23 protein-coding genes and 1 pseudogene are annotated in these 26,680 nt (G+C 65.1%); 18 read left to right on the top strand and 6 right to left on the bottom strand.

Going from position 1 to position 26,680, the window contains the following annotated elements; translation table 11 throughout:
• Positions 1 to 7: 7 nt before the first annotated feature.
• The 4 genes and pseudogenes from AC3WUT_RS03975 (at position 8) to AC3WUT_RS03990 (ending at position 3,838) form a co-directional block, all read left to right on the top strand.
• The gene (locus tag AC3WUT_RS03975; RefSeq protein ID WP_492345783.1) at positions 8 to 1,081 is read left to right on the top strand and encodes an ABC transporter substrate-binding protein; all 1,074 of its coding nucleotides are present in this window, start codon (positions 8 to 10) and stop codon (positions 1,079 to 1,081) included.
• A 451-nt stretch (positions 1,082 to 1,532) separates the two neighbouring features.
• Positions 1,533 to 1,742, top strand: a pseudogene (locus AC3WUT_RS03980) (benzoate/H(+) symporter BenE family transporter); the annotation flags it as partial.
• Between the two features lie 721 nt (positions 1,743 to 2,463).
• Positions 2,464 to 3,114, top strand: a complete 651-nt coding sequence (locus AC3WUT_RS03985) for an IPTL-CTERM sorting domain-containing protein (RefSeq protein ID WP_492345784.1) — start codon at positions 2,464 to 2,466, stop codon at positions 3,112 to 3,114.
• A 460-nt stretch (positions 3,115 to 3,574) separates the two neighbouring features.
• Positions 3,575 to 3,838, top strand: coding sequence for a VF530 family protein (locus AC3WUT_RS03990; protein WP_492345785.1), 264 nt, complete (start codon positions 3,575 to 3,577; stop codon positions 3,836 to 3,838).
• Between the two features lie 21 nt (positions 3,839 to 3,859).
• Here the strand turns inward: AC3WUT_RS03990 and AC3WUT_RS03995 are convergent, their stop codons facing one another.
• Positions 3,860 to 4,771 (bottom strand): TauD/TfdA dioxygenase family protein, encoded by a 912-nt coding sequence (locus AC3WUT_RS03995; protein WP_492345786.1) that lies wholly within the window; start codon positions 4,769 to 4,771, stop codon positions 3,860 to 3,862.
• 455 nt (positions 4,772 to 5,226) lie between these two features.
• Here AC3WUT_RS03995 and AC3WUT_RS04000 point away from each other — a divergent pair, with 455 nt between their 5' ends.
• The 9 genes from AC3WUT_RS04000 (at position 5,227) to AC3WUT_RS04040 (ending at position 17,090) form a co-directional block, all read left to right on the top strand.
• On the top strand, positions 5,227 to 6,042 hold the full coding sequence (locus AC3WUT_RS04000) for a polyprenyl synthetase family protein (protein ID WP_492345787.1): 816 nt from the start codon (positions 5,227 to 5,229) through the stop codon (positions 6,040 to 6,042).
• Positions 6,043 to 6,216: 174 nt separating this feature from the next.
• Entirely contained in the window at positions 6,217 to 6,693 is a 477-nt protein-coding gene (locus AC3WUT_RS04005; RefSeq protein WP_492345788.1) for a MarR family winged helix-turn-helix transcriptional regulator, read from the top strand.
• Complete coding sequence (locus tag AC3WUT_RS04010; RefSeq protein ID WP_492345789.1) at positions 6,686 to 7,867, top strand: multidrug effflux MFS transporter; 1,182 nt, start codon at positions 6,686 to 6,688, stop codon at positions 7,865 to 7,867. The genes AC3WUT_RS04005 and AC3WUT_RS04010 overlap by 8 nt, the downstream gene beginning before the upstream one ends.
• 43 nt (positions 7,868 to 7,910) lie before the next feature.
• Entirely contained in the window at positions 7,911 to 8,096 is a 186-nt protein-coding gene (locus AC3WUT_RS04015; RefSeq protein WP_492345790.1) for an oxidoreductase-like domain-containing protein, read from the top strand.
• Between the two features lie 194 nt (positions 8,097 to 8,290).
• Complete coding sequence (locus AC3WUT_RS04020) at positions 8,291 to 10,144, top strand: putative bifunctional diguanylate cyclase/phosphodiesterase (RefSeq protein ID WP_492345791.1); 1,854 nt, start codon at positions 8,291 to 8,293, stop codon at positions 10,142 to 10,144.
• A gap of 64 nt (positions 10,145 to 10,208) precedes the next feature.
• On the top strand, positions 10,209 to 11,717 hold the full coding sequence (locus AC3WUT_RS04025) for a metallophosphoesterase (protein ID WP_492345792.1): 1,509 nt from the start codon (positions 10,209 to 10,211) through the stop codon (positions 11,715 to 11,717).
• Positions 11,714 to 15,544, top strand: coding sequence for an alpha/beta fold hydrolase (locus AC3WUT_RS04030; protein WP_492345793.1), 3,831 nt, complete (start codon positions 11,714 to 11,716; stop codon positions 15,542 to 15,544). Before AC3WUT_RS04025 ends, AC3WUT_RS04030 begins: the two co-directional genes overlap by 4 nt.
• A 14-nt stretch (positions 15,545 to 15,558) precedes the next feature.
• Complete coding sequence (locus AC3WUT_RS04035; protein WP_492345794.1) at positions 15,559 to 16,254, top strand: hypothetical protein; 696 nt, start codon at positions 15,559 to 15,561, stop codon at positions 16,252 to 16,254.
• A 77-nt stretch (positions 16,255 to 16,331) separates the two neighbouring features.
• The gene (locus tag AC3WUT_RS04040) at positions 16,332 to 17,090 is read left to right on the top strand and encodes a DNA/RNA non-specific endonuclease (RefSeq protein WP_492346159.1); all 759 of its coding nucleotides are present in this window, start codon (positions 16,332 to 16,334) and stop codon (positions 17,088 to 17,090) included.
• A 127-nt stretch (positions 17,091 to 17,217) separates the two neighbouring features.
• On the opposite strand, the gene AC3WUT_RS04045 is transcribed toward AC3WUT_RS04040, so the two are convergent.
• On the bottom strand, positions 17,218 to 17,391 hold the full coding sequence (locus tag AC3WUT_RS04045) for a hypothetical protein (RefSeq protein WP_492345795.1): 174 nt from the start codon (positions 17,389 to 17,391) through the stop codon (positions 17,218 to 17,220).
• 367 nt (positions 17,392 to 17,758) lie between these two features.
• Here AC3WUT_RS04045 and AC3WUT_RS04050 point away from each other — a divergent pair, with 367 nt between their 5' ends.
• On the top strand, positions 17,759 to 18,220 hold the full coding sequence (locus tag AC3WUT_RS04050) for a type VI secretion system amidase immunity protein Tai4 (RefSeq protein ID WP_492345796.1): 462 nt from the start codon (positions 17,759 to 17,761) through the stop codon (positions 18,218 to 18,220).
• A 73-nt stretch (positions 18,221 to 18,293) separates the two neighbouring features.
• On the opposite strand, the gene AC3WUT_RS04055 is transcribed toward AC3WUT_RS04050, so the two are convergent.
• On the bottom strand, positions 18,294 to 18,953 hold the full coding sequence (locus AC3WUT_RS04055; RefSeq protein ID WP_492345797.1) for a GNAT family N-acetyltransferase: 660 nt from the start codon (positions 18,951 to 18,953) through the stop codon (positions 18,294 to 18,296).
• Between the two features lie 124 nt (positions 18,954 to 19,077).
• Here AC3WUT_RS04055 and AC3WUT_RS04060 point away from each other — a divergent pair, with 124 nt between their 5' ends.
• The 4 genes from AC3WUT_RS04060 (at position 19,078) to AC3WUT_RS04075 (ending at position 23,330) form a co-directional block, all read left to right on the top strand.
• Positions 19,078 to 20,076 (top strand): class I SAM-dependent methyltransferase, encoded by a 999-nt coding sequence (locus tag AC3WUT_RS04060; protein WP_492346160.1) that lies wholly within the window; start codon positions 19,078 to 19,080, stop codon positions 20,074 to 20,076.
• 149 nt (positions 20,077 to 20,225) lie between these two features.
• Complete coding sequence (locus AC3WUT_RS04065) at positions 20,226 to 21,506, top strand: diguanylate cyclase (protein ID WP_492345798.1); 1,281 nt, start codon at positions 20,226 to 20,228, stop codon at positions 21,504 to 21,506.
• A 289-nt stretch (positions 21,507 to 21,795) separates the two neighbouring features.
• A complete protein-coding gene (locus AC3WUT_RS04070; protein WP_492345799.1) occupies positions 21,796 to 22,494 on the top strand; it encodes an RNA polymerase sigma factor in 699 nt (232 codons plus the stop codon).
• A gap of 47 nt (positions 22,495 to 22,541) precedes the next feature.
• A complete protein-coding gene (locus AC3WUT_RS04075; protein ID WP_492345800.1) occupies positions 22,542 to 23,330 on the top strand; it encodes a cupin domain-containing protein in 789 nt (262 codons plus the stop codon).
• A gap of 24 nt (positions 23,331 to 23,354) precedes the next feature.
• Here the strand turns inward: AC3WUT_RS04075 and AC3WUT_RS04080 are convergent, their stop codons facing one another.
• The 3 genes from AC3WUT_RS04080 to AC3WUT_RS04090 are packed head-to-tail and all read right to left on the bottom strand — an operon-like array spanning position 23,355 to position 26,616.
• A complete protein-coding gene (locus AC3WUT_RS04080) occupies positions 23,355 to 24,215 on the bottom strand; it encodes a cupin domain-containing protein (RefSeq protein ID WP_492345801.1) in 861 nt (286 codons plus the stop codon).
• Complete coding sequence (locus AC3WUT_RS04085) at positions 24,212 to 26,305, bottom strand: methyl-accepting chemotaxis protein (RefSeq protein WP_492345802.1); 2,094 nt, start codon at positions 26,303 to 26,305, stop codon at positions 24,212 to 24,214. The genes AC3WUT_RS04080 and AC3WUT_RS04085 overlap by 4 nt, the downstream gene beginning before the upstream one ends.
• Positions 26,302 to 26,616: a cupredoxin domain-containing protein gene (locus tag AC3WUT_RS04090; protein WP_492345803.1), complete on the bottom strand. Its 315-nt coding sequence runs from the start codon at positions 26,614 to 26,616 to the stop codon at positions 26,302 to 26,304. The genes AC3WUT_RS04085 and AC3WUT_RS04090 overlap by 4 nt, the downstream gene beginning before the upstream one ends.
• Between the last annotated feature and the right edge of the window lie 64 nt (positions 26,617 to 26,680).

Raw genomic sequence — 26,680 nt, forward strand, 5'->3', positions numbered from 1 at the left:
CCACAGCATGAAAACCACCCCCTCTGTGCAAGCAAGCCGTTTCAGCCGCCTGGCCTGGGCGAGCGCCGCCCTGTGCGCCACCACCTTGGGCAGCCACGCCATGGCCGACACCAAAACCCTGTACATCGGCATGAACGGGGGCCAGATGGAGAAGGCCTACACCCAGTACGTGTTCCCGGCCTTCGAGAAGGCCTATGGGGCCAAGGTGGTGGTGGTGCCGGGCACCTCGTCCGACATCCTGGCCAAGGCCCAGGCCAACAAGGACAAGCCCCAGATGCATGTGATGTTTCTGGACGACGGCATCATGGCGCGCGCCATCAACATGGGCCTGTGCGAGAAACAGCGTGACACCCCGGTGCTGAAAGACATCTACCCCGCCGCCCGCCTGAAGAACGACATGGCCACCGGCGTGAGCCTGGGCATGACCGGCCTAGCCTACAACAAGAAGATGTTCACCGAAAAGGGCTGGGCTGCGCCCACGTCCTGGATGGACCTGGCCGACCCCAAGTTCAAGGGCAAGGTGGTGTTCCAGTCGATGCCATCCTCCACCTTCGGGCTGCACGGCTTCTTGATGTTCAACCGCATCCAGGGCGGCACCGACAAAAACGTCGAACCCGGCTTCAAAGCCTGGGCCAACACCATCGGCCCCAATGTGCTCGAGTACATCCCCAGCTCGGCCAAGATCTCTGAAATGGTGCAGACCGGCGAGGCCGCCCTGTTCCCCCTCACCCCCACCGCCGTCGCCGGGCTCAAGGCCAAGGGCATTCCGGTGGAATACGCCCAGCCCAAAGAGGGCTCCGTGGTGCTGATGGTGGCCCAGTGCGTGATCGCCAAGAACAGCGAGCCCGAACTGGCCCAGAAGCTGACCGAGTTCCTGCTGTCGCCCCTGGCCCAGGCCAATGTGCTGCAGTTTGGCGACCAGATCCCCACCAACCCCAAGGCGCCCGTGGTGGGCAATGGGGTTGAACAGGTCAAGCTGATCAACGGCTACATGAAAAACGCCATCACCGTGGACTGGGACGCCATCAACGAACAGCGCCCGGGCTGGAACAGCCGGTGGAACAAGACGATCGAGCGTTGATACAGCTGGGTAGCTGGAGCCATGGCGGGGCTCCAGCGACCCAAGGACTTACAAGGCCTCGGGCCATGAGCGCGAATCACGCCAAGAGACGATGCCCCATGGGTGCCGGCCTCCGTGGCCACTGGAGATGACGCCTTGCAGAAACGCTGAACACCTTCGGTCGCGAGGGGGCGAGGCTTCAAACCTGTGGGCCGGCCCATCGGTTGATCCCAGAGGGGACATGGATCAAACGGGCATCATCGTCAACACGCCTAGACCCATTGGAGCCGTTCAAGAATGCGTGCCTGGCCGACCCGTACGCTACCCACTTCCCCAATGATCGCCTCTGACAGGCGTTGGCAAGCCACGCCGTGCGCTGGCCAAATAAAAGATGGCCGACTTGATTTCGTAGTCTGTCACAGACGCGTACCCCGGCCCCCGCCGGCTGCTTGCAGCTCATCCGCGTATCAACGTGGAGTTGGCGTTGCCGCTGTTCCTCATCACACTGACGGGCCAGTACATGCCCGGCATGCTCGTGCTGCGCAACGACGGCTTCAAGACCAACGCCAACCCTGTCGTGGCAACGCCAGGCCTGGGATCGCCGTTGATGGCGCCGTTTGGCTCGCATGCCTTCAACATTGCCGCCATCACGGCGGCGATTGCGACAGGCCGTGAGGCGCATGTGGCGCTGCTTGCCAGCGCGCTGGCCTGCGCCCCCGGCAAACGGGCAAACGGGCAAACGGCAACGGCAACGGCAACGGCATGCAAAGGTGCTGCTTCAAAGGCCCGACGGGGTGTTCGCTCGAACACGGCGTTGACTGTGGTGAGGGGCAAACCCCAATCGCAATGCGGGTCCTTGTGGTGGCTTTATTTGCCTGTTCGCGGTGAGGTGCAGTGGCTGATCCACCAATGCACAGTCAGATGTGGCGATCGAGGGGGCCCAGTTGGCCGACGCCGATTAATTCCGTTCTTTGGTGACCGATGATTTGAATACGTCAACACCGCTGAAGTACTTTTCCGCCATTTGTTCCTCTGATGAACTTAATTTGCTCAAATTAGAACATTTTTCAGGGGCAATAATTTTTTCCACCCTAAAAGTTGCCAACAATGTTTTATTTTGGTAAAAACTCACTCGGATCACATTTGTGATGAGCCACACCACAAATCACCAACCGAACTTACCGTCCAGACAAACGTCGATTTTCACTGTCTTTCCGAGTACCTGCCAGACTCTTAAAAAGAATAGTGTTGAACGGCATTGAACCATTAAATTCTGAACACACGCCAATCTTTGATTGGCTGAGGTGAATGGGGAATTGCATGTCAATCGCCATCAAAAACACCCCTGAATCAAAACCATCAGCAATGGTTATTTTTTATTAGCTCTTGGATGCACATAAATCATGAAGAAAACTTTTAATCGTGCTCTGTTTGCGGGCTTTTTCACCTTGATAAGTGCCTCAGCATTTGCCACCACAGCGCTCACGGGGTTCAGCAGCACCAGCAGCGCTGCCAGCGGTGTAGGTGACGTGACGATCACATTCACAACGACAGACGCCAATTTTGGCGGGGCTCCAAACGGTGGTTGGTATGTTTCGCTGCAATTGCCTGCGGGGATGACCACAGGCAGTACCTACGCAACCGAAGCAGACTGTGCTGTGAATGCGGTCAATTTTTCACCCGTCCCCCCCGTCACGCCACGATGCGCATTGAGCGCGGGAGGTGCTTTGTACGTCGCCAACACCAACCCCGGCACCTCCCATGTCATGGGTGCAGGAACGTACACCATCACGATTCACAATGTGACCAACCCCAGCACACCCGGGACCTATTCTTTGCAATCACTGTCCGACTACGATGCAAACACAGGTGCGGTGATTTCAAACGCCACGGCGCTGAGTAATTTCAATGTCGTCATCGCTGCTGCAGCTTCCTCCATCCCGACACTCTCCGAATATGGCATGGCGGTTCTCTCCTGTCTGATGGCCCTCCTCTTTTTCAAACGGAAAAATCTGGCGCCTCGATCAAACCCAAACAAATCCTCGATTGCCTGAACCTGAAAATCATCTTGATCTGAAGACGGGCTGTCATTTTCTTTCTGCCCGTCGACGGGCAGTCTGAGCGGTGGGGTTGCAGGCCATTGAGATGTGTCGCACCCTCAACGGTGCTCGGACATCTACAGCCCCTCACGCTGAGTTACACCCAGATGTGCATCCGTCAAAATGGCGAGATAGCCTGCCGCCTTGGCTTGATCATCGGGCCCTCACCGCGGCAAAAGCGCGTGCGTGGCATCACCTCAAGTCCATTTTTCGCAAGAAGCCCGGACGTGGCTTCAAGCCCCCCAGGGCAAACGGGAGCCGCTCCACGACGACAGAACGACGTCTTCGGCTCACGGTTTGCACCCAGCAGAATTTCTCCGGGCACCAGCCCCAAGATGTTGTGTGACCGGATCTGGGCACCCTGCCAGGCCTGAGTTAAGCTCGCCAGCCCCGCCTCACCCGCCCAGACCTCACCATGTCCACGCCCCCTGCCCCTCCAGCCCAGCGCCACAACCCCTTGCATGGGCTGACCCTGGAGGCCATCGTCACCGCGCTGGTCGATTTTTACGGCTGGGACGAGTTGGCCCACCTGGTGCCCATCCGCTGCTTTGCGCTCAACCCCAGCGTCAAGTCGAGCCTGACCTTTTTGCGCAAGACGCCCTGGGCGCGTGAAAAGGTCGAAAGCCTTTACCTGTTCATGCTGCGTGAGCAGCGCCGCGCCGGTCAAGCTGGCGACTGAGGCGCTGCGGCACCCCCTCAATCAGGCCTTGGGGCCGTGGTCCAGATAGGCCGACACACGCTCGCCCCAGCGCTCTTCCGGAAAGTAATCCCACACGGCATGGTGCTGGGTGGCCCAGTTGTCCCAGAACAGCAGGGTGCCGGGTTCCCACTTCACACGCACCTGGAAGGCCAGGTTGCGCTCGATGTGGCGGTACAGTTGCTGTAACACAGACTGGCTCTCGTGGCGGCTGAGCTGCACGATGTGTGAGGTGAAGGCCTCGTTCACGTACAGGAACTTCTGCCCGGTGAAGGGATGGCGCGCCACCACTGGGTGCTCGGTGGCCGGAAAGGCCTTGCCGGGCTCGGGTTGGCTGCCGTAGCCGGCCGTCCAGGCGGTCGAGCCATCGTGCACCGCGGTCAAGCCGTCAAGAAAGGCCTTGTAGGGCGCCGACAGCGACTCATAGGCCAGCACCAGGTTGGCAAAGGCCGTGTCGCCGCCCCCCGACTCGGGCAGGCGCGTGACATGCAAAAAAGAACCCCAGATGGGGTTGGCATCGCACGACACATCGTGGTGCCAGGCGTCGCCGGCGGTGAAGCGCGACTGCGGCCCGGTGTGCCAGGCCAGCACCTCGGGGTCGTCGGTGCCGCCGGCCACGGCGCGACTCTTGGCCAACAAATGGCGGTGCAACGTGCCAAAGCGGCGTGCAAAGCGCTTGTGCGACGCCAAATCCAAGGTCTGCCCGCGGAAGGCCAGCACCAGGTTCTCGCCGATCGCGCGGCGGATCTCGGCCAACTGCTCGTCAGGCAGGTCGCGTGACAGGTCCACACCCTGGATCTCGGCACCGATCGTGGGTGCCAGGCGCGTCAGCTTGAAGGTCTTGTAGGGTGCGCGGGGCAATGCATGCCAGGCTTCGATGGCCTGCTTGTCGTTGAAGTCTTGGTAGAAGCTCATGGTGTTTGCTCGGTCTGGAAATGGTTCAACAGGGATGGATCACCGGAGCACAGCGGGCCTTTGCAGGCGCTGCCTACCCCCGGTTCGAGCCGAATCTAGCGCCGCGCCTGCATCGAACTTCGACCCATTTCAGATAAGAAAAAGTGATTCCGGCCAGATCTTGAAAGCTTGAGAAATCGCAAAAGACGCGCTGCGTCCGAGCACCCGAGCCTTGTCGCTGATCAAGGGCCCATTCCCTGCTCTATGGCTGGGCTGTGCCCAGATCCATGCGCCCCCGCGCCGCGCCCATGCTTTCGGCATCGCCTCTGGCCCGTTGTAACGGGTCATTGCACCTGTCTGCGCGGCGGGCCCGGTGAGTTCACCTACACTCGCCGACAAACCCTGCGCCGGAGCAGGGCGGCTGACAGCCATCCCAAGGCCGCTGAGCTCGCCTTCCCCCTGCCAAACCCGTCACCATGCACGCCCTCATCCCGAGTTCATTTTTTGCCCTGATCGATGCCGACCTGGCTCAGGTCGGCACGCTGATCCAGCAACGTCTCAACACCGATGTGGCCTTGATTGCCTATGCGGCACAGCACATCGCCCAATCACCCGAACAGCGCGTACGCCCTGCCCTGGCGCTGGTCTGTGCCCAGGCCTTGGGAGACCGAGGGGCAAGCCAGCAGGTGCTGGCGGCAGCCGTCGAACTGATCCACGCCGCACTGGCCCTGCACCATGAGGTAGACCTGCCCGCCGAAGAGGCCCCTGCCGGCCTGGGCAATGCACCGAGCGTGCTGCTGGGCGATCTGCTCTACACCGGGGCCTTCCGGGCCATTGTGGAGTTGGGCGACATGCGTGTACTGCGCGTGCTGGCAGATGCCACCAACCAGGTGGCCGAGGGCTCGGTGATGTACCAGCAGACCTACCAGACCCCGGATCCCCCAGCTCAGTCGGATGACGCCGGTGACCGGCACCAGCGCATCACCCAGGCCCGGACGGCCTCGCTGTTCGAGGCCGGGGCACGCTGCGCCGCCATTCTGGCCGGTGCTCCGCCCGAGGTTGAAGCCGCCCTGGCTGCCTATGGCCAAAGCTGGGGCCTGGTGTGGCAACTGAACCGCGAAAGCCGGCCTGATCTGGCGCCCCCGGGCCGCCCGGCCCGACTGACCCAAGCCGCCCTGGCCGCCGCCCTGGCGCGGGCGCAGGCGGCACTGAACCAGGCCAAACAAGGGCTCAGCCTGCTGCCCGAATCGCCCTGCCAGCAGGCACTGCTGGCCGACAGCGCGCTGGCTTGAACGGCAGGCCAAGGGCCTCCCACGCTGCGCCCTGGGTCACGTCATTGCCCTCCGGCGGGTTTTGAGTGACAAACATATAATTGGCATCCCAATCATTTTGTGAGATGCCCGGCCTGCGCGAACCGGCCTGCCCAAGGTGGCGCGGGGCCCATCGCGCTGCCATGGCAGCACTTCATGCCTTCATCCGACAAGCCGGCACGTGCCGTGTTCGGTGCCTTGGTGTCTTCCACGGCACGCCAATGGCGCCGGGCCATCAATCGCCAATTGCAACCCCTCGGCCTGACCGAAGCCACCTGGCTCCCGCTGTGGCATGTGGCGCGTGCCAGCCAGCCCATGCGCCAAAAGGACCTGGCTGCCCTGCTCTCACTGGACACCTCGTCCGTGGTGCGCCTGCTGGACGAGCTACAAGCCACCGGCCTGATCGAGCGCCGCGAGGGCGAAGACCGACGTGCCAAGATCCTGCACGTGACACCGGCAGGCCAGGCCATCGTCGCTCAGGTCGGGCGCCAGACCGAACAAGTGCGCGCCACCCTGCTGGCCGGCATTGACGACAGCGCCCTGAACACGGCCGTGCAGGTGCTGGAGCAGGTGTTGAGCACCCTGGCCGCGCTCGATGGGGGCGAGGCCGCTGAAACCGCCGAGGATGCCTGACGTGCACCGCCCCCTGCCCCCCTTGTGGCTGCTGGTGCTGATCACGTTCAGCGGCACGGTGGCCATGCACATCTTCGTGCCCGCCCTGCCCCAGGCGGCCCTCAGCCTGAACGCCGAACCAGGCCCCATTCAGCTGACGATCAGCCTGTACATCCTGGGCCTGGCCGTGGGCCAGCCCATCTACGGGCCCCTGTCCGACAGTTACGGGCGCCGACCGGTGCTGATGGTGGGTCTGGCCCTGTTCACGCTGGGGGGGCTGCTGTCGCTTTGGGCCCCGGATGTCCGCCTGCTGGCGGCCGCACGCTTTGTGCAGGCCCTGGGCGGCTGCGCTGGTCTGGTGCTGGGCCGGGCGATCGTGCGCGACAGCTCAGGCATGACGCAATCGGTGCGGCGCCTGGCCATGATCAACCTCATCACCATGATCGGCCCCGGCCTGGCCCCGCTGCTGGGCCAGACGGTGAGCGACTGGCTGGGCTGGCGCTTCATCTTTGTGCTGCTGATCGGGCTGGGCCTGCTCAACCTGTTGCTGACCTGGCGCATCCTGCCCGAGACCGGCGAGCCCAGCGGGCAATTCCGTCCAGCCAAGCTGCAGCGCGACTACGGGCGGCTGCTCAGTTCACGCCCCTACATGGCCCTGGCCATCGGCGGCGGCTGTGCCACCACTTCGATTTATGCGTTTCTGGCCTCGGCGCCCTTCATCTTTGTGCAAGAGATGCACCGGCCACCGCACGAAGTGGCTCTGTACCTGGGCCTGCTGGTGGCCGGGCTCTCACTGGGCAACGCCCTGGCCAGCAGGCTGATCGGCCGCGTGAGTGTGGAGCACCTGATGTTGCGCGCCAATGCGCTCAGCCTGGCCAGCGCCGTGCTGCTGTTGGCCGTGCTGCTGGCCGGCCTTTTGCAATGGTGGCTGGTGCTGGCCCTGCTGCTGATGTTCAACGTAGGCGCCGGCATGACCAGCCCTGCGGCGCTGACCCGCACTCTGAGCGTGCACCCTGACCTGGTGGGCTCGGCCGCCGGGCTGTACGGCGCCATTCAGATGATGGTGGGTGCCTTGTGCACCGCAGCCGTGGGGTTGGGGCACGACCCCGCCCTGGCCATGGCCACGGTGCTGATCGTGGCCAGCATCGTCAGCCAGCTGGGTTTTCGGGATGCGCTGGGCCGGCCGCAGCGCTGACCCTGCGCCGGCAAGGGCCGCAGGCCTGCGCGAAAATGGCACCATGCCCAGCCCACAGCCCCCCAGCAACGATCCCATGCCCACCCCGCCCGTGCAGCCTGAACTCGAGGCTTGCTGCGGCAATGGCTGTGACCCCTGCATTTTTGACCTGCACGATCTGGCCATGGACGATTACCGTCAGGCTCTGCGGGCCTGGCAGGCGCGCCAGCCACAGCCCCCACAGGCCTGAAACCGGACGCGCCCTGGGCACGCACTTGTGGCAGATTTGCAGCACGTGCAAGCCCCCGTGTTCGCCTGAAGGAAAGCAAACCGGGAAAATCACACGCTGATCTGCATTTTGGTTACATTAAGTAACAGCAGTTCAGACCCGTCCTCCGACGAAGACGAGGCCTGAACGCGCCAAATACGAAGTCTGACTGATCCATGCCGATTTTGCGCGATGTTGCCGACGACCTGACGGTGAGACGAGTCGAAATCCTGGTCTCTCAATCCCGTTTGGGTACCTTGGCAGCGTTGTGCCTGTGCGGCCTGTTTGGCTTCACCCTGGTGGAGCAGGTGGGCTGGGCTGCCTACGGCAGCTGGTATGCGGTGGTGGCCGGTGGTTACCTGTTGCGGCAGTGGTATTACCACATGCACCTGCGCCGGCAGGGCCCCACACCAGACACGCTGAACACCATGGCAGCCATCAACACGGTCACGGGTACCCTGGCGGTGTCTTGCCTGCCCTTGTTCTCGGGCTCCCTGAGCATTGTCGACCTGGCCTTGCTGTCGGCCCTGGTGGTGGGTTGGGCGGCCGTCTCGGTCACGGTGTTGTCGGCCAGGCCGCGCATCTATGGTGTTTTTCTGATCCTGAGCCTGGGTTCCGTGCTGTATGCGTGGCAGGGGCATGTTCAGCTCCACGCCTTGCTGACCCTGGCGGCCAGCCTGTTCTTCGGCGGTGTCTTGCTGCTCAACGTGTGCCGGATGATGGAGCGCCAGCAGCGGTCTGAGTTCGAGCACCAGAAAGCCATCACAGACAGCCTGACTCAGTTGCCCAACCGCGAAGGCATCCGTGCCGATGGCGATGCCAACCTGCGCCAGGGCAATGACCAATTGGTCCTGGTGCTGGACCTGGACCGCTTCAAGGCCATCAACGACGCGCTGGGCTATGAATTTGGCGATGCCGTGTTGATCGAGGCAGCCCGGCGTCTGCACAGCATCCCCGGGGTCAAGGTGGGGCGGCTGCATGCCTCCCAGTTCTGCCTGCTGACCTCCAGCAATGCCGAGACCAGTTCACTGATCGAGCAGGTTCACGCCCGGTTTGCCGACCCCCTGAACGTGCTCGGCGAGCCGGTGGACATCAGCTTCACCGTGGGCGTGGCGGTGGCGCCCAGGCACGGGCAGAGCATGCAGCACCTGATCCGGGCCGCGGCCATTGCCACCCATGCAGCGCAACGGGTCAACGCCGACTGGCTGACGTTTTCGGACAGCATGGAGTTGAGCTCCCGCGCCGACCTGAGCCTGCTGTCCAAGCTCAAGGACGCGGTGACCCAGAACCAGCTCGAAATGCACCTGCAACCCAAGGTGCGCATCGCCGACGGCAGCATCGAGTCGGCAGAGGCCCTGATCCGCTGGCGGCACCCTGAACGCGGGCTGGTGCCGCCCAGCGAGTTCATTCCCTTTGCCGAACAGACAGGCAGCATCCGCATGCTGACCGAGTGGATGCTCAAGAAGGCCCTGCTGGTCTGCGCACAGCAGCGCGCCTCGGGGCGGCCGATCCAGATCTCGGTCAACATCAGTGCCAGCGACCTGCGCGATGACCGCCTTGGCCGCCAGGCCCAGGAACTGGCGGCCCGCCTGAATGCCAACCCGCAGGACATCCGCTTTGAAGTGACGGAAAGCAGCGTGATGGACGACCCGGACACCGCGCTCAAGCACCTGCATGCCTTGCGCCAGGCAGGTTTCAGCCTGTCCATCGATGACTTTGGCACCGGCTACTCGTCACTGGCCTACCTGCAGAAGATGCCGGTTCAGGAACTCAAGGTGGACCGATCCTTCGTCAAGGGCGTGCAGGTGGGCAGCTCGGCCGAGGTGCTGCTCGACTCGATCTGCACGCTGGCCCACCGCATGGGCCTGAGCATCGTGGCCGAGGGGGTGGAAACCGCCGAAGAGTGGGCCATCGTGAAACGCCTGGGCTGCGAGTACGTGCAAGGCTGGTATGTCACCAAGGCCATGCCTGTGGAAGCGTTCTGGGACTGGCGGCAACTGAACGAGCCGGTGATTCCGCCCGGGCTCTGAGCCCCACCGCAGCCAGCCCCCATCAAACCGATTGCGGCCTTCAGATTCAGGAGCGAACTTGCCCATGACCCCTGTGCGCTACGTCTGCCTGTCGGATCTCCACCTCGGGGCCCCGGACAGCACCCTCACGCAGCTCAATGCTGCCGGCGAATTCGATGCCGGGCACCCCAGCCCCACGCTGCTGCATTTCGCTTCGTCGCTGAGGCGCACCCTGCGCCACCTGGCCCAGGCGGGCCAAAGCCCAACACCGCCCACCCTGGTCCTGCTGGGCGACATCCTGGACCTGGGCATCTCGCCGATGGGCCAGGTGACGCGCGTGTTCGCCCAGTTCGTCGAGGCCTTGTTCCCCCTGGGCCAGGCGCCCGTGCTGTCCCCCACGGTGCTGTTGGTGCCCGGCAACCACGATCACCACCTGTGGCGCATGGCCCAGGACACCCTGTTTGTCGACGCCCTGCGCCAAGGCCAGACCCACGACGACCTGATCGACCACTCCGAGTACCGCGACCGGCCACCGGGTTCCGAGATTCCCTGCGACATGCTGACCGCCATCCTGCGCCGGCACCTGCCCGACGAGCCCCTGGCCCGAGTGCACATCGCCTACCCCAACCTCTGCCTGATCACGCCCGACCGAAAGCGCGGCGTGGTGCTGCACCACGGCCACTACATCGACCCGACCTACCGGCTGATGAGCACCATCAACGGCCTGATGTCCGGCCAGTCGATGGGCGAGTTGAGCGCCGAGACACTGGAGCAGGAAAACGGCGCCTGGGTCGATTTTCTGTGGTCCGACCTGGGCAGCGCCGGCGATACCGGGCGCGAAGCCTTCTCGCTGTACCAGATCATGAACAACGCCGGGGCCTCGCACGCCTATGCCGACCAGTTCCGCGAGCGGTTGCTGGACCAGGTGGCCACCCAACTCGGCTTCAGCGGCAGCATGCCGCTGTACCAGGGCATCACGCTGCGCCAGTTGGTCGGGGCCCTGATCGAACTCACCCTGACCCGCAACGCCCAGGGCCAGCGCAACAACTTTCTCGACCTATTGCCCCCCGACGACCTGAAGAACCTGCGCGCCTTCATCAGCGGGCCGGCGCTTCATGACCTGCAAGCGGCCCTGCGCTCCAACCCGGCCGCGGTCCAGGCATTGCCCGACTTTGATCTGTCATTCGTCTACGGCCACACCCACAAGCCGTTTCAGCAAGAAGTGGTGATCGAGGGCCTGAACCAGCCGGTGGCCGTCTACAACACCGGCGGCTGGGTGCTGGACCAACCCACCATGACCTTCACCCAGGGGGCCTCGGCAGTGTTCATCAACGAGGCCATGGACGTGGCCGCGCTGCGCCTGTTCAACGACCCCGTGGCCGATCACATGGCGCCCGTGCGGGCCGAAGGCCTGCAGAACTTTCGCGACCGGCACAACCCCTTGCTGAGCGCCTTGCAGGCCGCGGTGGCCGCCACCGAGGCCGACTGGGCGGTCTTCTCAAGCTGCGCGCGCGACAAGCTCGAAGCCCTGGCCGCGGCGGCGCTGAACGCCCGCTCCATGGCCCACCCCTACCAGAAAGGAGCCCGGTCATGATGCGCAGAATCGCCCAGGACATGGGTCAGTGTCTGGGCCAGGGCCAGACACTGCTCCGGCCGTCGTACGAGGTTGTGGTGGTCGGCTCGGGCTATGGTGCCGGCGTGGCCGCCTCACGGCTGGCACGCGCTGGCCGCAAGGTCGCCTTGCTGGAGCGTGGGCTGGAACACCTGCCCGGCGAGTTTCCAGCCTCGCTCAACCAGGCCCGGGAGGCCATGCGGGTGGACACCGCCGGCCAGACCCTCGGCTCGCCCACCGGGCTCTACCAGCTGCACGTGCATGCCGACATGCTGGCCATGGTGGGCAACGGCCTGGGCGGCACTTCCCTGATCAATGCCAACGTGTCACTCGAGGCCGACCCCGAGTTGCTGCGCAGTGCGGCCTGGCCGCAGCCCTTCCGGGATGACCCGCAACTGCTGGCCCCCTACCTGGCGCGGGCCCGCGCCACGCTGGAACCTCGCACCTACCCGCTCAACCGCCCCACGCCGGCCAAGCTGGCGGCGCTGCGGCAGTCGGCCAGCCACCTGGACAAGCCTTTCCAGCGGGTGCCGATCAATGTCACGTTCGAAGATCGGGTCAACCCCTTTGGCGTGACCCAGCCCGCCTGCAACGATTGCGGCGACTGCACCAGCGGCTGCAACGTGGGGGCCAAGAACACGGTGCAGATGAATTACCTGCCCGACGCCGAACGCCACGGCGCCAGCCTGTTCACCGGTGTGAGCGTGAGCCATGTCAGCCGCGAGGGCTCCCGGTGGCGCGTGCACTACCGCGCCACCGCCCAGCCGGAGAGCCCGCTGTCCAGCGTGCTGGCCGACGTGGTGGTGCTGGGGGCCGGCAGCCTGGGCTCGACCGAGATCCTGCTGCGCTCGCGCGAACAGGGCCTGCCCCTGTCGGGCCGGTTGGGGGCCTCCTTTTCAGGCAACGGCGATGTGCTGGGCCTGGCCTATGACGCGGGCTGGTCGCCCCAGGCCGCCGAGGCGGCGCAGGCCAATGCCCTGGCAGACGGCCAGCCGAGCACCGACGAGGACACCCCGCCTGAACCTGCCGTGGCCGATGTGCCCGGCCTCCACGGCGTGGGCCTGGGCCTGCGCAAGCCGGTCGAAGGCGCGCTGCCCGGCCCCTGCATCACCGGCGTGATCGACCTGCGCCAGGAGCCCGATCCCAAAGACCGGCTGGTCATCGAAGAAGGTGTAATCCCCGGCGCCCTGGCCCTGGCGCTGGCGCCAGCACTGTTCTTTGCCTCGGCCCAACTCAATACTGGGTTTGAGTACGGGGCGGAGGATGGCAAACGCAAGCTGCTCGATGCCAAGGCCATCGGCGATGCCGTCCAGCAAGACCCCGGCCAACTCGCCGACATGGCCTACCGCGGCGCGGTGGACCGTACTCAGACCTTTCTGGTGATGAGCCTGGACGATGCCCAAGGCCAGCTGCAGCTCAGCAACGACCGGCTTCGCATCGACTGGCCCCATGCCGGGCGCTCGGCCGTGATCGAGCGCGACAACCAGTGGCTGCGCCGCGCCAGCGAAGGCATTCAGGGCCAATTCATCGCCAACCCCTTGTGGACCGAGGGCATGGGCCAGAAGCTGGTCACGGTGCACCCCCTGGGCGGCTGTGCCATGGGCGACGACGCAGCCCACGGCGTGGTCAACCACCAATGCCAGGTCTTTGCCGGGCCGCACGGTGACGCCGTGCACGAGGGGCTGTATGTGTGCGATGGCGCGGTGATCCCGGCCGCCGTGGGCGTCAACCCCCTGCTGACCATCACTGCCGTGGCCGAACGCGCCTGCCAACGTCTGGCCGATCAGCGGGGCTGGACCATCCAGTGGGGAGAGCCCCCAGCCGCCTCTGCTCCAGCCAGCCCGACGGCCAGCCACACGGCAGCGACGCCCGACAGCCTCTGGGGGCGCCTGAAAGCCGCCTGGGAAGAAGAGCTTCAAGCCGCCGAGCACGCGCTGCAGCAAGCCGGCCAGAGCCTGATCCACGAGCTGATCCAGCCGCTGGAAGACGGAGTGCTGGACTGGGCCAAGGCCGAAGGCGCGGCCGTGTTGAAAACCGCGATCGCGCGCTATCCGCAACTGCTGAGCCCCGCCTTCTCGTTCTCCGAACGCATGGCCGGATGGGTCAGCACCGAAGCCCTGACACAAAGCGCCCCGGGGGGCCAGCGTCACGACTTCGAAAATGCCCACGCCTGGGGGCGCCGCCGCGGACAGGCCCTCAGCCTGGATCTGCGGGTGCACACACAGGACTTGCATCGGCTCAACAGCCACCCAGATCACCCCGCCGACCTCGACGGCCTGGTGCATTGCGCCGCCCTCGACCCGGAGCCCATGGCGATCCGCCAGGGGCGCTTTGAACTGCTTCGCACCGATGCACAGCAGGTGGAGACCTGGCTCATGGTGTACGACATGACGCTGGAGCGCACGCAAGGACGCGGCCCACTCCACCTGCGCGGCCACAAGCGACTGCACCAGAGCGCCACCTCATCGAGCTGGCAAGACCTGACCACGCTGTATGTGGAGGTGCATGACCAGCAGGGTGGCCCCCTGTTGGCCCAGGGCATCGCCACGCTGGCGCTGGACGACCTGCTCAAACAGCTCACCACCTTGAAACTGGAGGCCGTCACGCCCCTGGCTCGACAGATGCAGGCCCACCAGCCGGGGCTGCTGGACACCATCCACCTGCTCTACCTGGAGCAGTTCGCGGGCTTCTTCGGCATGACCGTGTTCCAGGCCTATGGGGGCCTGCTGGCCTGCCTCAACGACTTTCCAGGCAAGGCCCTGCCTCAATGGGCCGGCCGGCCCCTCAAGGCACCGGCCCCGGTGACCCACAGCGTGCCGCTGGACGACGGCTTTTCGATCCGGCTCACCCGTTACCCCGGCCGCAAGGGCCCGGTGATCCTGGCGCCGGGCTTCTCGATCCGGGCCTCCTCATTTGCCACCGACACGGTGGACGAGAACCTGGTCGAGGCCCTGTGCCGTGACGGATTTGACGTGTGGCTGCTCGACTACCGGGGCAGCATCGACTCGGGCAGCCCGCTCAAGCCCTACACCATCAGTGACATCGCCCGCCATGACTGGCCTGCCGCCGTGCGCCATGTACTGGCCCAGACAGGGCAGCCCGACCTGCAGGTGATCGCGCACTGCGTGGGCTCGATGACCTTGCTGATGGCCTTGCTGCAGGGCATGCCCGGGGTTCGGTCGGTGATCGCCTCGCAGCTCACGCTGCACCCGATCACCAACTGGCTCAACGACCTGAAAAGCGAGCTCGGCGTGTCGCGTCTGCTGCAGCAAATGCCCGAGTTCAACGGCCATGTGGACTTCGTGCCGGGGGACAGCGACTTTGATCGGCAGCTGGACGCCGTGCTCTGGGGCGTGCCCGTGCCCGAAGGCGAGGCCTGCAAGAACCCGGTGTGCCGCCGTCTGTTTGCCATCATGGGCCCTTCGTACCGGCACGATCAGCTCAACCACGCCACCCACACCGCCATGGCCCGCATGGTAGGGCCGGTGTCGCTGCGGCCCTTTGACCAACTGAGCCTGATCATGCAAAAAGGCCACGTCGTGGACCCGCTGGGCCACGAGCGCGACCTGAGCCCCGAGCGGGCCCGCCACCTGGCCCTGCCCATCCACTTCATCGCAGGGGCGCGCAACCAGTTGTTCCTGCCAGAGACCAGCCTGCGCACCCTGGCCTGGCTGAGGCAGCACAACGACCCAGGCCTTTACAGCCGCCAGCTCTTCAAGGATTACGCCCACATGGACCTGTTCATCGGCAAGAACGCCGCCACCGAGGTTTACCCGCAACTGATCGAGGTGCTGAACCGGCACGCCTGACACCCGCTGAGAACATGTACGCCGGCCACTTCGCCATCGGCCTGGCCCTGCAAAGCCAAGCCCCGCGCCAGCCCGCCTGGCCCATTGTGCTGGGCGTGGGCCTGCTGGACCTGATCAACGGCCTGTTCATCGTGCTGGGTTGGGATCGGGTCAGCCCCAACCCGGGCGCTGGCCCTTACCTGTACTTTGACCTGCGCTTCATCGACTGGGACCATTCGCTGCTGGCCGCCGGGCTCTGGTCCGCGGGCTGGGGCTTGCTGTGTTGGCGCCAAAGCCGGGCCCTGGCCGCCTGGGGCCTGCTGGCAGCGCTGTCGCACCTGGTGGCCGACTGGCCCGTGCACAACCACGACCTGGCCTGGTACCCGTTCTCAGCCCAGCACGTGGGGGCATCGCTTTGGGCACGCCTGGGCACCGGGGCCTGGTGGCTTGAGGGCGCACTGGTGCTGGGCCTGCTGGGGCTGGCCTGGCAACAAGCCCGCCGGCGCGGCGCCGACTGGCGCTGGCCCTGTGCCGTGGTGGCCGCACTGTGGCTGGGCTTGAACCCCTGGCTGTCCCCGATGCGATGGATGACCGCGTGGCCTGAGCCCTGGGCGCACATCGGCCATGGCACGCTGGTGGCGCTGGGCTTTCTGCTGCCCGGCCTGCTGATGATCCGCTTGCTGGCCCGCGCCCCTGGGCGGCCCGGCCAGCACCTGGAAAAATTCACTTGATTTGCATTTAATGACACTTTAGCCATGCTTCAATCGAGCGCTTTGGCTTTGTAGTTTCCGTGCATTTCATGTCTCCGATGGCGCCTTGGCTGCGCCGCTTTGTCGCTTGCGCCGCCGTCAGTACCGCGTTCCTTGCCCCTCATAGCCCCGCCTGGAGCGCCATTCCGGGTCAGGCCCTGCCCACTCGCTTTGCCGAGTGTCCCCAGTTTTTTGCCGGTGGCCACCCGCCACAGGTTCCTGCTGCCCCAGGCTTGAGAGAGCTTTGTTACGAGGCGTTTGCCGTTCTGCACAGCGGCGAATCCCGCACCCCGGTGTTTGTGGCCGAGCGCCTGAACCGCAAGCGCATCGAAGATGCCGATGAAAAGCGGGCCGACAAGTTTTTTGCCGATGCCCGCCTGCCACGCAGCGAGCGTGCGGAACTGGAAGACTACAAAGGCTCGGGCTATTCGCGCGGGCACATGGCCCCGGCGGGTGACATGCCCACGCCCAGCGCCATGGCACAGAGTTTTTCTCTGGCCAACATGGTGCCGCAGAACAGCCAGAACAACAGCGGCCCCTGGGCCAAGATCGAGAAAGACACCCGCCGCTACGCCTTGCGTGCCCAAGGCGATGTGTTCGTGATCACCGGCCCCGTGTTCGAACGTGGCAGTGAACGCATCGGCCCACATGGCGTGCGGGTCCCCACCTACCTGTACAAGCTGGTGTATGACGCCCATACCGGCAAGGCCTGGGCCCATTGGCAGCGCAACCAGGCAGGCGAACGCGTTTCGGCCCCCATCAGCTACGCCGAACTGGTGCGCCGCACCGGCATTGAGTTTCTGGGTTCGCCCCAGTAAAAAACAGGCAGCAAAGCACGCCCAGCGTCGTGCAACCGCTCGCCCTGCCCCAAATGACCTGCGCCGATCATGGCGCCGTCGCATCCAACCGCCCTTGCATGGCGCACTGAAAGTCGGGCTGCAGCACTCATTGCAGGTCTTCGAGCTGCACCCTGGCCCCGCCGATGGCGCAGGTCGGAGACGGGCTGGGCTGGCGGGGCACCTTCGACAGCGGCTTGCCCCCGGCCCCGCCACGCGCCGACTGCCACGGCAAATCCGCTCGGCAGACAAAATCGCCGCTCAGCGAGGTGTTCAGAATCAAGGCTTGGTCGTCCTTGAAAATCGTTCACGCATGACCGCTGAACACCCAGATTGACTCATCAATATTCACATGCCTGCCTTCACAGGCACAGGCCCCTTTCCAGCCGAATTTCACAAAACCTCATGGAAGAATTCAAATGAGCCCCCACGGACATGATTCAAACAATAGGTGATTGACATTCTGAATCAGGCGGTTTAATCAGGCTCGCCAACCCCAAAAACCGGTTCTGGTGCAGACAGTCAAACGTCTTTGTTCGTCTCAGAAAATTCTCTTCGATGGCCACACCGGTGGTGGCCCTTGTTCATTTTTATTTCATGAAGCCAGGTGCAGCACAACGCACTGCGCAGCCCAACTTCTGGAGCCTGAATTGAAAAACAAGCCTGTGAAGCATTTGTTGGTGATGACCTTTGTTCTTGTCACTTCAGTCGGTCATGTGAACGCTGGCGTCATGATGTCACCTCAAGCCAGCACGCGGACCCATGAACAAAACTACAGAGACATGGTGCTGGCAAACTGCATAGCAACCGCCTACACCAACGAAAATAATGCGGCAATGGATGCCGGGAGCACTGTCAGCGCATTGAAAGACTGGACCTCGTACGATTTGGGGAAAAGCCCAACCGCAGTCAGTTCTCTTATCAAGTCTTATTTGGCACGGGATTATCAAACCCCCCTGGCGGAATCAGAACTCAAGGGTGTCCGATTCGACCTGCTGAAATGCCTGGATCTGTACCACAGCAAAGAATTGGAATCACTGGTCAAGCGGGTGGTGATTGACCCATGGCGCAGCGATCGTCAAGCGGATCCAACGCAGCCAAAGGTCCGATGAGCGATGAAACGCGTCAAAAAACACCGTGCCGGACCTTGTCAGGCGCCCGAAGCTGACAACGACGTCCGCCAGCTCAAAGCGCAGCGCCACCGGCCACCAGGCGCTCGCGCAAGGCCTGCCGCACCTGCGGCCACTCGTCATCGATGATGCTGAAGCGCACCGAGTTGCGCTTGCGCCCGTCGGGCATGATGCGCTCGTGCCGCACGATGCCCTCCTGCACCGCGCCCAGCCGCAGGATGGCGGCGCGCGAGCGCTGGTTGATCTCGTCGGTGGTCAGTTGCACACGCACGCATTGCATCACCTCGAAGGCGTGGCGCAGCAGCAGGTACTTGGCCTCGGTGTTGGCGAAGCTGCGCTGCCAGCGTGCCGCCAGCCAGGTGGCGCCGATCTCCAGCTTGCGGTGGCGTCGGTGAATCTTCCAGAAGCGCGTGGTGCCGATCAGCTCGCCGGTGTCGACCAACTCAGTGGCAAACGGCATCACGGTGCCGGCCTCGCGTCCGGCCAGGGCCTCGCCCAGGTAGGTGTGCACTGTGCTGGCTGAAGGCACCACGGTGAAGGGCAATTGCCACAGCTCGCCATCGGCCGCGGCCTTCAGCAGTGCTGGGGCATCGTCAGCCTGCAAAGGCCGCAGGCGGATGCGTGGCCCCTGCAGGGTGGCCAGCAGGTCGAAGGGGTCGGGCGCCCGCAGCGGCGCTGCCGGACCTGTTGAAGTCGAAGTCGGCGTGGGGTTCATGGCCGCTGATTCTGCCCTGTCTGCCTTTGGAGCCGAGCCCCCGACGCCTGGCCCGCTAAGATGGGCGCCCTTCCGGGCCATGCCCCGGCCCCGTCTTTCCCTGGCCACGGCCAACCCCCATCCCATGCAAGCCCTGCTCGACACCATCGCCACCCTGGACATGCCCTCAGACGCCCAACGCCTGTTCCATGGCCGGGGTGGCCGCTACCCAGGCTGCGAGCAATGGACGCTGGATGCCTACCCGCCGGTGTGGGTGGTGACCAGCTTTCTGCCGGTGTCAGAGGATGAGCTGGACGCCTTGCAGGCCGCGTTGCAGGCGCGTTGGGAGCAGATTGCCCCTGGCCAAGCGCTGAACTGGGTGTTTCAGCAACGCCTGGAGGGCCGGGCCGAGACCCGATTGATGGCGGGCAGCGTGCCCGAACCGCATGTAGTGACCGAGAGCGGCGCGCAGTACCGGGTGCATGTGCTCAAGGGCCAAAACCACGGGCTGTTTCTGGACATGGCTGAAGGTCGGCGCTGGGTACGCGAACACCTGCTGGCCCACCCGCACCCCAATGGCTTGCGTGCGCCCAAGGTGTTGAACCTGTTTGCCTACACCTGCGCGTTTTCGGTGGTGGCCCTGCAGGCAGGCGCGCGCCAGGTGGTGAACGTGGACATGAGTGCCGGGGCGATCGCCATCGGCCAGCAAAACCACCGCCTCAACGGGCTGGACACCGGGGCCAGTTTTTTGGCCCACGACATCTTCAGCACCTGGGGCAAGATCAACCGGGCGGGGCCGTATGACCTGATCATCGTCGACCCGCCCACCCACCAGAAGGGCAGCTTCGTGGCCACCAAGGATTACGCCCGCTTGATGCGCCGCTTGCCCGATCTGCTGGCCCCCGAGGGCCGAGCCCTGCTGTGCCTGAACTCACCTACCCTGGGCTTGAGTTTTCTGCAGGACCCGATGCGCGAACTGGCACCCAGCCTGGTCTTTGAACAGCGGGTGCCGAACCCGGCCGTGTTTGCCGACTGCAATGAAGACCGCTCGCTGAAAGTGCTGGTGTACCGGGTCGCGGCGGCAGGAGCCCCTGAAGATGCCCCGGTCTCTACCGCGCCCGCAGCCGTCACGCAGCCGGGGTAAAGGCGCACCGAAAGTGGGTCGGAACGCGTCGAGCCCCTTGGAAAATGGAAAACCCCAGGCCAAACGAACTCAGGTGGTGCTAAATTGCAGACAAGGTCGTCGAAATTAGCGACTGCCGGTCTATCCAAAGCCCCTCATCCAGAGCTTCCATGCCGCATTCCCCGGAACTGCACACCGACACTCTGGACGCCCTGCCCACCCCCGCCGTGGTGGCGGTGTCAGGCCAGATTGTTCATGCCAACCCTGCCTGCCTGGCCTTGCTGGAGGCCGAACAGGCCGATCAGGTGCTGGGGCGTACCTACAGCGACTTCACCCACCCAGTGGATCGGGTACGGGCAAGGCGCCGCGTCCAGGCCTTGAGCCAGGGCCAACCCCTGGGCCAGCGCAACCTCAGCACCCACTACCGCATGCAAACCTGCTGCGGCAACACCCGCATGGTGTTGCTGGCCAGCGCCAAGGTGCTGTGGCAGGGCCAACCGGCACTGCTGGTCAGCGGCATCGACATGACCCACCTGGACCGTCTGCAGCACGAGATGCAGGAGAGCGAACGCAACTACCGGCGGTTGTTCGAGAAAATGCAAGACGTGTACTACCGCACCGATGCCCTGGGGGTGGTACAGCACGTGGGCCCGGGGGTGCGCCGCGTGCTGGGCTATGAACCGCATGAGATCGAAGGCCGCACCGCCGAGTCCTACTACCCCCAGAGCAAGGACCGGGACGCCTTCAAGGTCGCCATCCAGGCCCATGGCGAGGTGTCGGATTTTCCGGGCCAGATGGTGCGCCGTGATGGGCAGGTGATCGACATTTCGATCAGCAGCCACGCCCTTTACGACCAGCACGGGGCCTTTGCCGGCGTCGAGGGCATCTACCGCGACGTGACCCAACGCAAGAACCTGGAGCGCGAACTGCACCGGCTGGCCAGCACCGACATGCTGACCGGCCTGAGCAACCGCCGGGTGCTGCTGGAAGCCGCCGAATCGCTGTTCCTGGCCAGCGCCAGGCAGGACGGCCCAGGCGCCCCCCTGCCACCCGCTTTGCTGATCCTCGATCTGGATCACTTCAAGGCCATCAATGACCGGCATGGCCACCTGGAGGGCGACCGTGCACTGATCGAATTTGCCGCGGTGGTGCGCGCCGAATTGCGCAGCAGCGATGTCGTCGGACGCATGGGCGGCGAAGAATTTGCCGTGTTGCTGCCCGACACCCGGGGCGCCGAAGCCGAGGCCATCGCCCAACGCATTCTTCAGCAATTGCGCCGCCGGCAGCTCTGGAGCGACGGCGACCCGTCGCGGCGCGGCATGACCGCCAGCATCGGCGTGGCCACCCGCCTGCCCAGCGACCGCCACCTGCGCGACTGGCTGGACCGTGCCGACAAGGCGCTGTACCAGGCCAAGCACCAGGGGCGCGACCGGGTGGTGAGGGCCGCCTGAGGCGCAGGGGCTCGCCATCGGCAGGCCAGTGGGGCCGAAAAGGCCGGCACGCGCCCTCGTGCCCTCAAAAACTTGTTTTTTTGCTGGCCTGCATCCAAAAAGGAAGGGCTTGCGTATCAGCGTGGGAGCCTGGTGCTGCCTGCAGGCCAAAGACTCGGCTTGACAACATAAAGCTTGACCGGATGGTCCTATTTCAGGCACCTGGGCAAGCACCCTCGTGTGCCTTGGCAGCACACGGGTCAGAGAAAACGCGCCATGAAGACCCTGGGCGGGGGAAGCTTTAGCTGCAATGGAATTTCCTGAAAACGATCCTGAAGAGGACGATTCGGTGCTGGAGGTGCTGGACGAGGCGGTGAACCCCACGCGGGCACCGCAGGCAGACCCTGCCCGCACCGATGAGGCCCATGAATCAAACCTGATGGCCGCGCTGGTGACGCGGGTCATGCAGCAGGACGAAGCGGCCTTGGCCGAGCTTTACAAGCGCCTGGTGAGCCGCGTCTACTCCACTGCGCTTCACCTGACGCGCAACCCGGCCTTGGCCGAGGAGGTGACAGAAACCGCTTTCTGGCAGGTCTGGCGCCAGGCGCCGCGCTTCGACCCCGCGCGCGGCACTGTGACGGCCTGGGTGCTCAACATCACCCGATCACGCGCCCTGGATGCCCTGCGCGCCCTGCGCAGAACAGCCGGTCATGAAGGACATCAGGACCTGCAGGACGAGTCTCGCGCCCTGGCCAGCGACGCCCGGGACGATCCCCTGGACCTGCTGGAGCTGGCCCAGGACGGCACGCGCCTGCATGAAGCCTTGCTACAACTCGACCCCATGCGACGCCAGTTGATCGCGCTCGCGTATTTCCGTGACATGACCCAGGAGCAGATCGCGGCCCATGTCCAGATGCCCCTGGGCACGGTCAAATCCCACATGAGGCGCACCCTGTCCATCCTGAGAGTGGCGCTGGACCCAACACCAAAACGGAGGCCCCTGCGATGAAGCCGCGCGACAATCCAGCCTCTGAGAACCATCGCATCAACAGAACCATGCCCTCCAAGCCCTTGCCATGGCCCGGTGAGTTCGCCGCCCAACTGCGCGAACAGCCCCCCCCTCCAGCGTTGAGGGAGGCCATCGCGGCGCGCCTGAGCGCCCGAGCCCTGGCCAGTGCCCAGGCACACAAGGCATTCAAGGTGACGCGGCGCGAAGAGGGTCGCTGGCAGGCGCGGGGCCCGGGCGCCAAAGCACGCACCCTCTACGAAAACACCCAGTTCTGCGTTGAGTTCGTGCAATTGGCCAGCGGCGCCGAGATGCCCTGGAACGACCATGACCACGGGCAGGAAATACTGCTGCTGCAAGGCGAGCTGCTGTGGCAAGGCACGCCCATGCCCCCCATGGCCTACGGTGTGCGAGGCCTGTCCGTCACGCCGGTCGTGGCCGGACCGGACGGCGCCCACGCCTATGTGCGCCGATTGCGGGTTGATCCCACAGCGCTGGCTCATGCCGAATCGCGCTGGTGGCAGCAAGCCATGGGCCAACGCGTCAACGATGCCCTGGCGGGCGCCTGGACGGGCCATGCCCAAGGCATGCAGGTGCGCCCCCTGGCACAGAGTGGGGACGTGGCGTCGATGCTGATCCGCCTGGCCCCCGGCGGCGTGGCCCCCAATCACGACCACCCCATTCCCGAAGACTGCATGATGATCGAAGGCGAGCTGTTCCTGGGCGACATCCTGCTGCGCGCCCTGGACTACCAACTGGCCCCCACCGAGGCACCCCATTGCAGCATCAGCAGTGACACGGGCGCCCTCTTCTTTGTGCACGGCACCCTGTCGGCCTGAAGCCCTCCAGCTCAGCCAGCGGGCTCAAGGGCGCGGCAGGCGCAACACAGGGTCCAGCGCGCCATGGAAGAAGAACAGGGCCCCAACATCGCTGAGCTCACCAAAATGACCGCCGCCGGCCGGAGCCAGTTGGTAGTCACCCGCACGCAACAGGATGTCCCCAAGGAACATCTCGCCCTCCAGCACCAGGCAGTCCTCATCCAACGCATGCTGATGGTCCTGGACGCCGGCACCCGGTTCAAAGCGAACCAGCATCGAGACCACCTGGGCATCCCCGCTGAGCAGGCAGACCGTCACCCCTGGGCCGCTGCTGATCCAGGCGCTCAAGCCGGGCTCCACCTGAGTCTGGGGCGCCAGCGCCCGCTGCCACCAACGGGCTTCCAGGGCCGGCAATTGCCCGACCGGCACACGCAAATGCCGCACATAGGCCAGCGTGTCCCCCTGGGCCAGCAAGGGCATGGCAGCCATGGAGGGCACGGCTGGCGCTGCCCCAGGCCACTGGCGGACCCGGTAGCTGTAATCGGTGCCAGCGCCGCTGCCCGATGCGCTGGCCCAGCCACCTTGCAGCAGCAAGACCTCCTGCGCCAGAACCCCGTCTGGCCATGCCAAGGCCTGGCCATGCCGCAGGCGCAACAACTCAACACGAAAAAGCCTGTCTTCGCGAAGCAGACTGACCCCGCTCGCCAGGTCACCGGCGTGCCAGGCCGTGGCACCGCGGCGCACGGTCAAGTAATCGCTGTGGGCGGCCACGCTGCGCTGCACCCGCCCCATCAGGCGTTGCATGACCCGCTCGTACCGGATCGAAGACAGGCTCAGCCCATCGGCCCTCGCAGCCACGAACGGCCCATCGTCCATCGGTGCAGGATCTTTGTCTTTTTGGCTCATTGGGAAGCGCTCAGAGGATGCACCAACAGGGGCTTGGCGACGGGGTCCAGCGCAGCGCTGGCCCCCGGGGTTGTTCGCTCAGACAGCAGACGCCGCGTGCCCGAACGCGAAGGAAGGTGGAACGCCGCCACCCGCAGGGACAAATGCTCGGCCAGCGACTGCAACCGCCCCGCCGCGGTGGCCGTCCCCATCGATTGAGCCGAACCCTGCGCCGTGGCCGCGGTCAGTTGCTGCAACCTGGCATCCACATCGGCGGTGGCCTGGGCCTGGGTGGACGACTGGATCGTCAGGGCCTGCAAGGTCTCCAGCATGCGCTGGGCATTGGCGGCCAGGGCGTTCATCTTGAGGGCCGTCTGCTCGCCGATGGCCACGCTCTGGGCCACCCGGGCCAGATTGCCTGAGAGCAATCGCTGGATGTTGTGCGCCGCCGCCGCAGATTGCACCGCCAGTTCCCGCACCTCACCCGCCACCACGGCAAAGCCCCGGCCGCTGGTCCCGGCCCGCGCGGCCTCGACGGCCGCATTGAGGGCCAACAAGTTGGTGCGGAACGCAATGTCGTTGATGAGGTCAGTGATGTCGCGCATGGTGCCGGAGGACACCCTCAGCTCGGCCATCACAGCCAACCACTGCTGCACCGAATCGAGCCCGGCCCGGGCGGCTTGGGCGTTCTCGCGGGTCAGCTCAGCGGCCTGCGCCAACCCGCGCCCTGCCTGCTGCACCGACACGCTGAGCGCGTGCGTGGATTCAGAGGCCTCGCCGATCTGCTGGTCTGCCTTCTCATTCAGGGCTCGCAGGGCTTGCGCATCACCGCTCAGTTGCACCGTGGCCCCCAGCACCTCTGCGCTGGCACCCCGGACCTCGCACACGATCGTCGCGATCGCCTGCTGCATCTGCCCCAGCTGCTTGACCAGATCGGCCACCTCGTCGCGGCCCCAGGCCTGGGGCGCCTGCGTGAGGTCGCCATCAGCCAGCCGTTGCATCTGCGCAGCCAGCAAGCCCATGCCCCCGGCACTGACCCGGCTGAATGAAACAAACAGGTAGGCCGCCAAGGCCAGGCTCAAGCCCAGCAACCACAAGACGGCGTCGCGCCGCATCGCCAGCGACAGCTCGCGCGCCGCCAGCGTGGCCTCCAGGGCATCCAGGCCCTTGACCAACAGGCGCTGTTGCCCCTGGTCCAGCGCCTGAGCCACCCGCTCAAACGCCGCTGCATCGCCCGACAAGGCCGGCCCCAGGAACTGGCGGCGTGCCATTCCGCGCAGTTCTGCAGCGGCAGGCCAGGCTGGCGCATCCGGCAGGGCGAGGGCCCCATCCTCCTGGGCCTGGGTGAAGGCATTGAGAAGAGCCTGGTCCAGGTACTCGATGACAGGCAATTGATCCGCCACGATGCGTTGTTGTGGCGCCTGGAGTTGCCCCGTGCGCAACACCCAGCCACCGAGCGTGCGCACTTGCTGGGCCTTTTCCTGCAATGGGGGCAACACCTGCAGCGTGCCACGCACCAGACTCTGACCCGCCAGGCTGGGATCCTGCGCCAGACGGGAGGCATCCAGCGCCCCTTGCAACAGCAGCAGCCCATCCGCCGCCACCTGGGACAGTCGCTCAAACGCATCCATCGGGTCGGCTTGCTCGGGCGCGGGGGCGCGCCGGTCTGCAGCCTCCTCAGCCTGCACCACGGTAGGCCCTGCACCAGGCAAGGTGGTCGGCAATTCCGCCAGCAAGGGCGACAGTACCGCGGGCAAGGCCTGCCCTGCCAGCGCGGCTCGGGCATCGGCATAACGGCGAGGGGCCTGTTGCGCAGCCCCCTGGCGCGAGGGGTCGGGCAGCAGAATGCCCAGGCGCAGATCCTGCACGGCCTGGACCAGCGTCAGCGTGAGGCGCGCCTGATCGAGCCCAAGCCGCTCGGACCGGACATGCCCCAGGCCCTGAACCACCGCGCTGAGATAGGCCACCGCCAACACGCCCAGTGGCAGCAAAAAGGCCAGGCTGATCAAGACCGCCCGGGCACGGAAACGCAGGCGCCGAAAGGCCCGCACGCCAGGGGCCCAGAGGCCATGGTGCGCAAAGAAGCCGGTGCTGCCTGGCCCAGAGTTCATGGTGCCACCACGATGCGCATCTTCATGTTGGGGTGAATGCCGCAGATGACATCGACCACCCCGGCCTGCTCGAAGGAGACGCTGCGCTGAGCCCCCTTGGGCAGGGTGCCCAGGTCAAAGCTCTTGGCCTCCGACGACGACAACACGCTGTGGCTGAAAGCGTCTTCGTTGCTGAAGCGCACACTGTCGCCCACGCGGATCTTGAGTTCGGTCGGTGCAAAAGCCCGGCCACGCTGCACGGCCAGGTGCTCCTCGGCGTGGGCGGCACCCAGGCCAGACAGGATCAGGGCGGCAAAGAAGACAGATTTCATGTGAGGGCTCCGGAGATCAGAAAACAGGGTTGAACTGATCTGCCTACGCCCCACACCCCCACGC

Source organism: Curvibacter sp. EU05-FHT14A10 (assembly GCF_058791075.1).

Coding starts and splice junctions, on each gene's coding strand:
- AC3WUT_RS04055 (WP_492345797.1), bottom strand. CDS start 18,953: ATGAACCCCACGCCGACTTCGACTTCAACAGGTCCGGCAGCGCCGCTG.
- AC3WUT_RS04000 (WP_492345787.1), top strand. CDS start 5,227: ATGCACGCCCTCATCCCGAGTTCATTTTTTGCCCTGATCGATGCCGAC.
- AC3WUT_RS03985 (WP_492345784.1), top strand. CDS start 2,464: ATGAAGAAAACTTTTAATCGTGCTCTGTTTGCGGGCTTTTTCACCTTG.
- AC3WUT_RS04040 (WP_492346159.1), top strand. CDS start 16,332: ATGGCGCCTTGGCTGCGCCGCTTTGTCGCTTGCGCCGCCGTCAGTACC.
- AC3WUT_RS04020 (WP_492345791.1), top strand. CDS start 8,291: ATGCCGATTTTGCGCGATGTTGCCGACGACCTGACGGTGAGACGAGTC.
- AC3WUT_RS03990 (WP_492345785.1), top strand. CDS start 3,575: ATGTCCACGCCCCCTGCCCCTCCAGCCCAGCGCCACAACCCCTTGCAT.
- AC3WUT_RS04005 (WP_492345788.1), top strand. CDS start 6,217: ATGCCTTCATCCGACAAGCCGGCACGTGCCGTGTTCGGTGCCTTGGTG.
- AC3WUT_RS04085 (WP_492345802.1), bottom strand. CDS start 26,305: ATGAACTCTGGGCCAGGCAGCACCGGCTTCTTTGCGCACCATGGCCTC.
- AC3WUT_RS03995 (WP_492345786.1), bottom strand. CDS start 4,771: ATGAGCTTCTACCAAGACTTCAACGACAAGCAGGCCATCGAAGCCTGG.
- AC3WUT_RS04025 (WP_492345792.1), top strand. CDS start 10,209: ATGACCCCTGTGCGCTACGTCTGCCTGTCGGATCTCCACCTCGGGGCC.
- AC3WUT_RS04015 (WP_492345790.1), top strand. CDS start 7,911: ATGCCCAGCCCACAGCCCCCCAGCAACGATCCCATGCCCACCCCGCCC.
- AC3WUT_RS04010 (WP_492345789.1), top strand. CDS start 6,686: ATGCCTGACGTGCACCGCCCCCTGCCCCCCTTGTGGCTGCTGGTGCTG.
- AC3WUT_RS04070 (WP_492345799.1), top strand. CDS start 21,796: ATGGAATTTCCTGAAAACGATCCTGAAGAGGACGATTCGGTGCTGGAG.
- AC3WUT_RS03975 (WP_492345783.1), top strand. CDS start 8: ATGAAAACCACCCCCTCTGTGCAAGCAAGCCGTTTCAGCCGCCTGGCC.
- AC3WUT_RS04030 (WP_492345793.1), top strand. CDS start 11,714: ATGATGCGCAGAATCGCCCAGGACATGGGTCAGTGTCTGGGCCAGGGC.
- AC3WUT_RS04060 (WP_492346160.1), top strand. CDS start 19,078: ATGCAAGCCCTGCTCGACACCATCGCCACCCTGGACATGCCCTCAGAC.
- AC3WUT_RS04075 (WP_492345800.1), top strand. CDS start 22,542: ATGCCCTCCAAGCCCTTGCCATGGCCCGGTGAGTTCGCCGCCCAACTG.
- AC3WUT_RS04090 (WP_492345803.1), bottom strand. CDS start 26,616: ATGAAATCTGTCTTCTTTGCCGCCCTGATCCTGTCTGGCCTGGGTGCC.
- AC3WUT_RS04035 (WP_492345794.1), top strand. CDS start 15,559: ATGTACGCCGGCCACTTCGCCATCGGCCTGGCCCTGCAAAGCCAAGCC.
- AC3WUT_RS04065 (WP_492345798.1), top strand. CDS start 20,226: ATGCCGCATTCCCCGGAACTGCACACCGACACTCTGGACGCCCTGCCC.
- AC3WUT_RS04080 (WP_492345801.1), bottom strand. CDS start 24,215: ATGAGCCAAAAAGACAAAGATCCTGCACCGATGGACGATGGGCCGTTC.